This is a genomic window from Streptomyces sp. NPDC043876 (assembly GCF_056435825.1).
Window position 1 is genome coordinate 1 of record NZ_JBWKDV010000033.1, and the last position, 12,410, is coordinate 12,410.

Here is a 12,410-nt window from a genome sequence, read left to right on the forward strand (position 1 = left end):
AGAACCGGCAGAACCGAACCCCCACCCTCCCCCGCCACACCCTCGGCCCCGGCCTCGGCGTCGACGACCGGAGCCTGCTCCACGATCACATGCGCATTCGTCCCACTGAAACCGAACGACGACACACCCGCACGCCGAGGACGGTTCGTCTCGGGCCAGGCGGTCCGCTCCGTGAGCAGTGCCACCGCGCCCGACTCCCAGTCCACATGGGGCGACGGGTCGTCCACGTGCAGGGTCTGCGGGACCACGCCCCGCTGCATGGCAAGCACCATCTTGATCACACCGGCCACACCGGCCGCGGCCTGGGTGTGCCCGATGTTCGACTTGACCGAGCCGAGCAGCAGCGGCCGGTCCTCCGGGCGGTCCTGGCCGTAGGTTGCCAGCAGCGCCTGCGCCTCGATCGGGTCACCCAGCGACGTACCCGTACCGTGCGCCTCCACCACGTCGACCTGGTCCGCGGAGAGCCTGGCGTTGGCCAGGGCCTGGCGGATGACGCGCTGCTGGGCAGGTCCGTTCGGGGCGGTGAGGCCGTTGCTCGCGCCGTCCTGGTTGACGGCCGAGCCCCGGACGACGGCCAGGACCGGGTGCCCGTTGCGGCGGGCGTCGGAGAGCCGCTCCAGCAGCAGGATGCCGACCCCCTCGGCCGGGCCGAATCCGTCGGCTCCCGCCGCGAAGGCCTTGCAACGGCCGTCCCGGGACAGTCCGCGCTGCTTGGTGAACTCCACGAAGAGCCCGGGGGTGGACATCACGTGCACACCGCCCGCGACGGCGAGCGAACACTCCCCGGCGCGCAGTGCCTGCACGGCGAGGTGCAGGGCGACGAGGGAGGCGGAGCAGGCGGTGTCGACGGTGACCGCCGGACCCTCCAGGCCGAAGGTGTACGAGATGCGACCGGACAGGACGCTGGAAGCGTTGCCGGTGCCGAGGTGGCCGGCGTAGTCCTCGGGCGCCTCCAGCAGCGGGGTGAGGTAGTCGGAGCCGTTCATGCCGACGAAGACGCCGGACTGGCTGCCGCGCAGGCCGTGCGGGTCGATCCCGGCACGCTCGAAGGCTTCCCACGTGGTCTCCAGCAACAGGCGCTGCTGCGGGTCCATGGCCATGGCCTCGCGCGGAGAGATCCCGAAGAAGTCGGCGTCGAAGGCGGAGGCGCCCGTCAGGAAGCCGCCCTCGCGCGTGTACGAGGTGCCCTGCTCGTCCGGGTCGTCGGAGAAGAGGTGGTCCAGGTCCCAGCCCCGGTCCGTGGGGAACGCGGTGAGGGCGTCGCCGCCGCAGGACAGAAGCTCCCAGAGTTCCTCGGGGGTGCCGACACCTCCTGGAAAGCGGCAGCTCATGGCCGTGATGGCAATCGGCTCGTGGGACTGGCTCTCGATGTCGCGCAGACGTCCGTACGCCTCGTCGAGATCCGTCGTGACCTTCTTGAGGTATTCGCGGAGCTTTGCTTCGTTCGCCACTGGCGCTTCACCTATTCGCGTGGTCGAGACCGTGGAGGGACTCAAGGGAATTCAAGGAGTTCGGGGCGGAGCATGCGGTGCGGGTCATTCGGGACGGATCAGGGGAGCCCGAGGATATTTGAGGAATTCCGGCGAGCCGGAGGCCGTACCGCCGGAACAGGGGTTCCGGCGGTACGGCCTGGGGGCGGCTGGGGTTCAGCTCTGTCCGAACTTCTTGTCGATGAGCGCGAAGAGTTCGTCGTCGCTCGCGTCCTCGATCTCACCGGCCGTGTTCTCGTCCGTCGAGCGGGCGTCGTTCCACTGGGCGAGCAGGGTCTGGAGGCGTACCGCGACGCGTGCGTGGGCCGCGTCGTCGTCGGCCGCGGCGGCCAGTTCCGCCGGGTCCAGCGAGGAGAACACGCTCTCCAGCCGGTCGATCTCCTCCAGTACGGACACGGCCCGTCCTGCGGAGCCGTCCGGTGCGACCTCGCTCAGCAGGTGCCGGGCGAGGGCGGCCGTGGTCGGGTGGTCGTAGATCAGCGTCGCGGGCAGCCGGAGCCCGGCCGCCGCGCCGAGCCGGTTGCGCAGCTCGACCGCGGTGAGCGAGTCGAAGCCCAGGTCCTTGAAGGCCTGCTCCTCTCCGACGTGTTCCACCGACCGGTATCCGAGGACACCGGCCACCTGGCCGCGGACGAGGTCCCGTACGGTCCGCTCCTGCTCGGCGGCCGACAGCTCGGCCAACCGCTGGGCCAGGGTCTCCCCCGCCGCCGCGGTGGAGCCGGGCGCCGCCGTCTCCGCCGCCGTGGTGCCCGGAGCCCCGGCCTGGCCGGCCGCCCGGCGCGGCCGCGCCGGGGTGCGGACCAGGCCGCGGAAGACGGGGAGGATCCCTCCGTCCGCCGCCCGCGCCCGCAGGGTCGGGAGGTCGACCGCGACCGGCAGCAGGACCGGCTCGTCCCGGACCGAGAGGGCCAGGTCGAACAGCGCCAGGCCGTCCTGCGCCGACAGTGGTGCGACGCCGCCGCGGGCGGCCCGTCCGCGCTCCGCGCCGGTGAGGCGGCCCGCCATGCCGCGTTCCTCTGCCCACATGCCCCAGGCCAGGGAGAGCGCGGTGAGACCGCGGGCCCGCCGGTGCTGCGCGAGGGCGTCGAGGAAGACGTTCGCCGCGCCGTAGTTGGCCTGACCCGCGCCGCCGAGGGTGCCGGCGGCCGCGGAGAACATGACGAACGCCGACAGGTCGAGGTCCCTGGTCAGTTCGTGCAGGTGGAGGGCGCCGTCGACCTTCGGCCGCAGGACCCGGTCAACGCGCTCCGGGGTGAGCAGGTCCACGACGCCGTCGTCGAGGACCGCTGCCGTGTGGACGACCGCCGTCAGCGGGCGCTCGGCCGGTACGGACGCCAGGACCGCGGCCAGCGCGTTCCGGTCGGCCACGTCGCACGCCGCCCAGGTGACCTCTGCCCCCGACTGCACCAGCTGCGCCGTGAGTTCGGCCGCGGACTCGGTGCCGCCGCCCGCACGGCCGGTGAGCAGGAGGTGCCGCACCCCGTGTTCGGCGACCAGGTGCCGGGCCAGGAGACCCGCCAGGCCGCCACCGGCTCCGGTGATCAGTACGGTGCCGTCGGTGTCGAGCCGGGCCGCTCCGGCCGGGGCCGGGTCGGCCTCCATCCGGGCGAGGCGCGGCGCGTACAGCACACCGCCGCGCACGGCCAGTTCGGGCTCATCGCAGCTGAGGGCGCCCGCCAGGACCCGGCCGGAGGGGTCGGCGTCGTCGAGGTCGACGAGCACGAACCGGTCGGGGTGCTCGGTCTGCGCGGAGCGCAGCAGCCCCCACACCGGGGTGCTTGCCAGGTCCCCCGGTTCGGGATCCGCGTGGGCGGCCACCGCACCGCGGGTGACGACGGCGAGCCGCGCACCGGCGAAGCGGCCGTTGTCCAGCCAGCCCTGCACCAGCGCGAGCGCACGGTGCGTCATGTCCCCCACCGCACGGGCGAGGTCGGCGGTGGTCTCCCCGCCCCCGGTGGCTGTCAGGAGCGGTACGACCACGGTGTCGGGCAGTGGCTGCCGGCCGGCGCCGACGGCCGCGTCCAGGGCGGCGAGGTCGTCGTACGCGGTGAGGGGAGCACCGGCGGTGAGGGCGGTGGTGATGCTGCCGGTGGTGTCGCCGACGACCACCAGGTCCGCGGCCGCGGAGCGGGCGGGGACCGGCGTGCGCACCCAGTCCAGGCGGAACAGCGAGTCGTGGACGCCGTCGGCCGCGCGGACCGCGGCGAACCGCTCGATGTCCAGCTCCCGCGTCACGAGGGCTCCGATGGAGGCGAGGGGCGCGCCCTGCCCGTCGGCCAGGGCGACGGACACCGTGTCCGCACCGGCGGTCGTGATCCGCAGGCGCAGCGCGTCCGCTCCGGTCGCGTGCAGCCGGATCCCGCGCCAGGCGGCCGGCTCCCGGCCGACCGTGCCGGTGGCGCCCAGCGCCTGTCCGACGGCGTCGAGGAGCGCGGGGTGCAGGGCGAACCCGTGCGCCGCGGCGCCGAGTTCGTCCGCGAGGCGGGCCTGCGCGAAGACCTCGTCGCCGCGCACCCAGACCCCGTCCAGGACCTTGAGCGCCGGGCCGTGGTAGAGCCCGGCGGCCATGAGCCGGTCGTACACCTCCTCGGTGGCGACCTCCTCGGCCCCGACGGGCGGCCATGTGGTGCCGCTGTCGGCGAAGCCATCGAAATCGGCAGAGTCGGTGGTCCCGCCCGTTGCGTCGTGCTCGCCGTCGACCAGGAATCCGGTGGCGTGCCGGGACCAGGCGCCCGCGTCCGGGGCATCCGTGCCGGGCTGCTCCGAGCGGCTGTGCACCTGCACCGTGCGGCGGCCTTCGCCGTCCGCCCCGCCGACGGTGACCCGCAGTTGGACGGCCCCGGTCTCGGGGAGCACCAGGGGCACCTCGGCCATCAGCTCGGCGATCCGGTCGCAGCCGGCCGCCTCCGCGGCCCGCAGGGCGAGTTCGACGAGGGCCCCGCCGGGCACGACCACGGAGTCGGCCACGACGTGCTCGGCCAGCCACGGGTGCGTACGGCGGGACAGCCGGCCGGTGAACAGGAACCCGCCCGTGTCCGGCAGTTCGACCGCCGCTCCGAGCATCGGGTGCCCGGCCGGCTCGATACCGAGGGAGGCGGCGTCCTCCAGCGGGGCGAAGGCATCGACCCAGTAGCGCTCGCGCTGGAACGCGTACGTGGGCAGGTCGACGCGCTGGGCGCCGGTCTCCGCGTAGGGGGCAGCCCAGTCGACGGTGACACCCCGGACGTGGACCCGGCCGAGGGCGGCGAGCAACGCCTGCGCCTCGGGGCGGCCCGCGCGCAGGGCGGGGACGAAAACAGTGTCCTCGGCGGTGGTGCAGTCCTGCCCGAGGGCGGACAGGACACCGTCGGGGCCGAGTTCGACGTACGTCGTCACGCCCGCGGCCTCCAGAGCGCCGATCCCGTCGGCGAAGCGCACGGCCTCCCGGACGTGCCGCACCCAGAAGTCGGCCGAACCCATCTCGTCCGAGACGAGGGCACCGGTCAGGTTGGAGACGACCGGGATGCGGGGGGTGTCGTAGGTGAGATCCTCGGCCACCTTGCGGAAGTCACCCAGCATCCCGTCCATGTGCGGGGAGTGGAAGGCGTGGCTGACGGTGAGGCGCTTGGTCTTGCGACCCCGGGCCGCGAAGGCCTCGGCGACAGCACGGGCGGCGTCCTCGTCACCCGAGACGACCACCGACCGCGGCCCGTTGACGGCGGCAACGGCGACCCGCTCGGTCAGCAGCGGCAGGACCTCGTCCTCCGACGCCTCGATCGCAACCATCACACCACCGGACGGCAGCGCCTGCATCAGCCGCCCGCGAGCAGCGACCAGCACACACGCGTCACCCAGCGACAGCACCCCGGCCACGTGCGCGGCCGCGATCTCACCGATCGAATGACCGGCGACGAAGTCCGGCCGCACACCCCAGCTCTCGACCAGCCGGTACAACGCCACCTCCACCGCGAACAACGCCGGCTGCGCGTACTCCGTACGGTCCAGCAACTCCGCGTCCGCCCCGAAAACAACATCCTTCAACGGCAGTTCGAGATCCATCCGGGCACACACCGCATCCAACGCGGCCGCGAACACCGGGTAGGTGTCGTACAACTCACGCCCCATGCCGAGCCGCTGACTTCCCTGCCCCGTGAAGAGGAAGGCCATCTGCCGGTCTCCGCTCGCCACGCCCTGCGTGACTGCCGGCGCGGACTCGCCGGCCACGAGGGCGGTGAGTGCCTCTCCGTACTCGTCCCGCGCACCCGGGACGATCACTGCGCGGTGGTCGAGCAGCGCCCGGCCGGTGGCCAGCGTGTTGCCGACGTCCTGCGGACGCAGGGCGTTGTCGCCCGTGGAGAGGTGGGCCAGCAGCCGGGACGCCTGCGCGCGCAGGGCGGCCTCGGTCCGGCCGGACAGGACCCACGGCCACGTGCCGGGGACGTCCTGCGGCTCCTCGGCCCGGGCAGCCTCGGGGGCCTGCTCCAGGATGGTGTGCGCGTTGGTGCCGCTCACGCCGAAGGAAGAGATGCCCGCGCGGCGCGGACGCCCCGTCTCGGGCCATTCGCGCAGCTCCGTCAGCAGCTCGACCTCACCGGCCGACCAGTCCACGTGCGGAGTCGGCTCGTCCACGTGCAGGGTCTGCGGAAGCACCCCGTGCTGCATCGCCAGCACCATCTTGATCACGCCCGCGACGCCGGCGGCGGCCTGCGTGTGACCGATGTTCGACTTCACCGAGCCCAGGAGCAACGGCCGGCCGTCCTCGCGGTCCTGGCCGTACGTGGCCAGCAGCGCCTGCGCCTCGATCGGGTCGCCCAGCTTCGTACCTGTACCGTGCGCCTCGACCGCGTCCACGTCGGCGCCCGTCAGCCCCGCACTCGCCAGCGCCTGGCGGATGACACGCTGCTGCGAAGGGCCGTTCGGGGCCGTCAGACCATTGCTGGCACCGTCCTGGTTGATCGCCGAGCCCCGCACCACCGCGAGCACCGGGTGACCGTTCCTACGGGCATCCGACAGCCGCTCCACGAGCAGCATGCCAACACCCTCACCCCAACCCGTCCCATCCGCACCAGCCGCGAAGGCCTTGATCCGGCCATCAGCAGCCAGACCACCCTGCCGGGCGAACTCCACGAACGCACCCGGGGTGGACATCACGGTCACGCCACCGGCCAGGGCGATCGAGCACTCGCCGTTGCGCAGGGCCTGCACCGCGAGGTGCAGGGCGACGAGCGAGGCGGAGCAGGCGGTGTCGACGGTGACCGCCGGGCCTTCCAGACCGAACACGTAGGAAAGGCGGCCCGAGACGACACTGGCGGAGTTGCCGGTGCTCATGAAGCCGTCGCCGCCGTCGGCGGAGTTCAGCACGAGCGACAGATAGTCCTGGCCGTTCGTCCCGACGAAGACACCGGCCTGGGTGCCGCGCATCGACGACGGGTCGATGCCGGCCCGCTCGAAGGCCTCCCAGGAGGTCTCCAGCAACAGTCGCTGCTGCGGGTCCATCGCGAGCGCCTCGCGCGGCGAGATCCCGAAGAAGGCGGGGTCGAACTGGGCCACGTCGTAGAGGAATCCCCCTTCGCGGGCGTACGAATCCTCCTGTTCGAGCCGCGGCCCGAACAGCTCTTCGGCGTCCCAGCCGCGGTCGGCCGGAAACTCCCCGATGGCGTCACTGCCGGTGGCCAGGAGCCGCCACAGGTCTTCAGGGGTACGGACACCGCCGGGAAAGCGGCAGCTCATCGCGACGATCGCGATCGGATCGTCGTCGGAGGCCGCGAGTGCAGGAGTCGAGGTGGCCACCGCGGCCTCGATGCCGAGCAGTTCACCCCGCAGGTACTTCGCAAGGTCCGCGGAGGTCGGGTAGTCGTAGATCAACGTGGCCGCGAGCCGCAGATCGGTGGCGGCGCCGAGGCGGTTGCGCAGCTCGACCGCGGTGAGCGAGTCGAAGCCGAGCTCCTTGAACGCCCGCCCCGCACCGATGTTTTCCACACCGTTGTGGCCAAGGACCGCCGCGACCTCCCTGCGGACGAGGTCCAGCAGGAGCCGGTCCTTCTCGACCGCGGAGAGGCCCGCCAGCTGCTGTGCCAGCGCGTGCCCGCTCTGCTCGACCTTGGGGGCGGTGAACACAGCGCGTGCTTCCGGGAGTTCGGCGAGGAGCTTCCCGGGGCGCACCGATGTGAACCCGGGAGCGAAGCGGTCCCAGTCCACGTCCACGACGCAGACCACGGTGTCGTCGGCCGCAAGGGCCCGCTCCATGGCGCTGACGGCAGATTCGGCGTTCATGGGCGGTACACCGCCCCGCCGCATCCGCGCGTCCAGCACCCCGTCGGCGGCCATGCCGCCTTCGGCCCACGGACCCCAGGCGATGGACGTCGCGGCCAGCCCGGCCTCCCGCCGCTGCTCTGCCAGGGCATCCAAGTAGGCGTTGGCAGCGGCGTAGTTCGCCTGTCCGGCCGTGCCCCAGGTTCCGGTGACGGAGGAGAAGAGGACGAAGGCGTCCAGCTCGATCCCCAGCTCAACCGTCAGCTCATGGAGGTTGAGCGCGGAGGTGGCCTTGGCCCGCAGCACGCTCTCGAACCGCTCCGGCGTCAACGCATCCAGCACACCGTCATCCAGCACACCAGCCGTATGCACCACAGCCGTCAACGCGCCACCCTCAGCGACCAGCAGCTCCCGCAACGCCTCCCGATCAGAAACATCACACGCAACCACGGACACATCAACACCCAGATCGGCCACCAGCTCAGCCACACCCGGAGCATCCGGACCACGGCGACTGGTCAGCACCAGACGCTCAACACCCGCACCAGCCAGCCAACGAGCAACCCGGCCACCCAACGCACCCGTACCACCCGTCACCAGCACCGTCCCCGACGGCGACCACGAACCCCCAGCCCGCGCCGCACGCACCAGACGACGACCGAACACACCAGACGACCGGACCGCCACCTGGTCCTCGACACCACCCAGGACCGCAACCAGCCGGCCCATCGCCCGCTCGTCCCACACCTCAGGCAGATCGACCAGACCACCCCAACGCTCCGGAACCTCCAGAGCCGCCACCCGACCCAAACCCCACACCTGCGCCTGAACAGCAGACACAAGCTTGTCCGAACGGCCCACACTCACCGCACCACGCGTCAGGCACCACAACGGCGCCCCCACCCCGGCATCACCCAACGCCTGCACCAAAGCGGCGGTAGCAACAAGCCCACCCACCTCATCAAGCGCCAGCAACGACACCACACCAACCACCGAACCAGCACCAGCCAGCAGACCCGCAAGACCCCCACGGTCCATGCCCGGATCCACCACAACCCGACGCACCCCAGCACCCAGCGCGGCGACCACCGCAGTGTCATCCACACCACCAGCCGGCACCACGACCAGCCACTCGCCCGACAGCACAGCACCGGCAGCACCGTCCGTCAGCGGCTTCCACGACACCCGGTAACGCCAGGAGTCCACGTCCGACCGGTTGCCCACCTCATTGCGGCGTGCCGGCACCGCCTCCGGCCAGTACCGCTGGCGCTGGAAGGCGTACGTCGGCAGTTCGACCCGTACCGCACCGGTCCCGAGTACCGCAGGCCAGTCAACGGCGAGGCCTCGTACGTGGCTCCGGGCCAGGGCGGTCATGACGGTCTCCGGCTCGGGGCGGCCCTTGCGGGCGAGGGGCACGAACGCCGCCCCGTCCTCGCCGAGGCACTCCGCGCCCAGAGCGGACAGCACGCCGTCGGCGCCGAGTTCGAGGTACGTCGTGACCCCGGCGGCCGCCAGGGCCCGGATGCCGTCCAGGAAGCGGACGGCCTCGCGGACGTGTCGCACCCAGAAGTCGGCCGAACCCATCTCGTCCGATACCAGCGCACCCGTCAGGTTGGAAACGACCGGAATCCTCGGAGCGGCGAACTCCAGCCCCGCCACTACCTCACGGAAGTCGTCCAGCATGCCGTCCATGTGCGGCGAGTGGAACGCATGACTGACGGCGAGCCGCTTGCTCTTGCGGTCGGCGAAGGCCTCCACCACCGCGAGCACGGCGTCCTCGTCACCGGCCACCACGACCGACGCAGGCCCGTTGACCGCAGCGATACTCACCCGCTCGGTCAGCAACGGCAGGACTTCGTCCTCCGACGCCTGGAGAGCAATCATCGCCCCACCACCCGGCAGCGCCTGCATCAGACGCCCCCGCGCAGCCACCAACGTGCACGCGTCCTCCAGCGAGAACACACCCGCGACATGCGCGGCCGCGATCTCACCGATCGAATGACCCGACACGAAGTCCGGCCGGACACCCCACGACTCGACGAGACGGAACAACGCCACCTCGACCGCGAACAACGCCGGCTGCGCCCACTCCGTACGATCCAGCAGCTCCGCATCCTCGCCGAACAACACGTCCCTCAACGGCACTTCGAGCTCAAACCGCTCACACACCGCATCCAGCGCATCCGCGAACACCGGGAAGGCGGCATACAACTCACGCCCCATGCCGAGACGCTGGCTGCCCTGACCCGTGAACAAGAAGGCAGCCTTCCCGCCGACCGGCGAGCCCTTCACCAGCCCGGCCGCCGATGCGCCCTCGGCCAAGGCCGTGAGACCGGCAAGCAGACCCTTCCGGTCCGCGGCGACGACCGCCGCGCGCTCCTCGAACGCCGATCGGCCCGTCGCCAGGGTCCTGGCGACGTCCGTCAGCCGCTGCTCGGGGTCGGTGAGGAGCCAAGTGCGCAGCCCGTCGGCCTGGGCCCGCAGACCCTCCTCCGTCTTCGCCGAGATGACCACGGGCAGCAACGCCGGGCCCTCGGCGATCGGCTCCACCGCCACGTGCGGCGCCTGCTCGATGATGGTGTGGGCGTTGGTACCGCTGAAGCCGAAGGAGGAGACACCGGCGCGGCGCGGGCGGCCGGTCTCCGGCCAGGCCCGCCGCTCGGTCAGCAGCTCGATGTCTCCCGCCGTCCATTCGACCTGCGGGGAGGGCGAGTCGATGTGGAGGCTTTCGGGCAGGACGCCGTGCTGCATGGCCAGCACCATCTTGATCACGCCCGCGACGCCGGCGGCGGCCTGCGTGTGACCGATGTTCGACTTCACCGAGCCCAGGAGCAACGGCCGGCCGTCCTCGCGGTCCTGGCCGTACGTGGCCAGCAGCGCCTGCGCCTCGATCGGGTCGCCCAGCTTCGTACCGGTACCGTGCGCCTCGACCGCATCGACCTCGGAAGCCGACAACCCGGCACTCGCCAGGGCCGCCCGGATCACCCGCTGCTGCGAGGGACCGTTCGGCGCCGTCAGCCCATTGCTCGCACCATCCTGATTGACGGCCGAACCCCGCACCACCGCGAGGACCGGGTGACCGTTCCTACGGGCATCCGACAGCCGCTCCACGAGCAGCATGCCCACACCCTCACCCCAACCCGTCCCATCCGCACCAGCCGCGAAAGCCTTGATCCGGCCATCAGCAGCCAGACCACCCTGCCGGGCGAACTCGATGAACGTACCCGGGGTGGACATCACGGTGACACCACCGGCCAGCGCGATCGAGCACTCGCCGTTGCGCAGGGCCTGGATCGCCCAGTGCAGGGCTACCAGCGAGGACGAGCAAGCCGTGTCGACGGTGACCGCCGGGCCTTCCAAACCGAACACGTACGACAGGCGGCCGGACACCACACTGGCGGCGTTGCCCGTGCCCAAGTGGCCCTCAAGACCTGCTGGTTCCTCAAGGAGGACGGAGAGGTAGTCCTGGCCGTTGGTGCCGACGAAGACACCGGCATTGCTGCCCCGCAGCGTGCCGGGGTCGATGCCGGCCCGCTCGAAGGCCTCCCAGGAGGTCTCCAGCAACAGTCGCTGCTGCGGGTCCATCGCGAGCGCCTCACGCGGCGAGATCCCGAAGAAGTCGGCGTCGAAGTCCGCGGCGTCGTAGACGAAGCCGCCTGCACGGGAGTACGAGGTGCCCCGCGCGCCGGGGTCGGCGTCGAACAGGGCGTCGAGGTCCCAGCCGCGGTCCAGGGGGAGGTCCGAGATCGCGTCGGTGCCGGAGGCCAGCAGCTGCCACAGGTCTTCCGGGGTGTGTACACCGCCCGGGAAGCGGCAGCTCATGGCGACGATGGCGATCGGGTCGTCGTCCACGGCGCTGACCACGGCAGCAGTCTCCTCGGCCTCGGCACCCAGCAGTTCGGAGCGCAGATGGGCAGTGAGAGCTGCCGGCGTCGGGTAGTCGTAGACGAGCGTGGCCGGGAAGCGCAGCTCGGTGGCGGCACCGAGGCGGTTGCGCAGCTCGACCGCGGTGAGCGAGTCGAAGCCGATCTCGCGGAAGGCCCGTCCGGCCTCCACGTCCTCGACACCGGAGTGTCCCAGGACCTGGGAGACCTGCGTACGCACGAGGTCGAGGAGGAACGGCTCCCGGTCGCCCTCAGCCATCTTCCGGAGCCGCGCGACGAGCTCAGGAGCCGAACGCTCGGTACGGTTGCCCGCGGTCTGCGCGCCCTCGTCGAGGGCCTCGACGTCGGGCAGATCGGCGAGCAGTCGGCTCTCGCGCACAGCAGTGAAGCCGGGCGCGAAGGCCGCCCAGTCGAAGTCGCCTATCGTCAGGGCCGCTTCGTCGCTGCCGACGGCCTCGCGGAACGCGATGATCGCGAGATCGGCGTCCATCGGCGGTACGCCACCGCGCCGCATCCGGGCTTCGAGAGCCTCGTCGGCGGCCATGCCGCCCTCGGCCCACGGACCCCAGGCCAGCGAGGTGGCTGCCAGACCAGCCGCCTGCCGCTGCTCTGCGAGCGCGTCCAAGTAGGCATTCGCAGCCGCGTAGTTGGCCTGACCAGCAGCACCGATCGACCCACTCATGGAGGAGAACAGCACGAAGGCGTCGAGCTCGATCCCCAGCTCAACGGTCAGCTCATGGAGGTTGAGCGCGGAGGTGGCCTTGGCCCGCAGCACGCTCTCGAACCGCTCCGGCGTCAACGCATC

General features: G+C 71.7%; 2 protein-coding genes. Both read right to left on the bottom strand.

Going from position 1 to position 12,410, the window contains the following annotated elements; translation table 11 throughout:
- A partial coding sequence (locus AC0693_RS38425; RefSeq protein WP_478804576.1) for a type I polyketide synthase occupies positions 1 to 1,496 on the bottom strand: 1,496 nt, incomplete at its 3' end.
- Between the two features lie 150 nt (positions 1,497 to 1,646).
- Positions 1,647 to 12,410: SDR family NAD(P)-dependent oxidoreductase (locus AC0693_RS38430; protein WP_478804577.1), on the bottom strand; the 10,764-nt coding region annotated here is incomplete at its 5' end.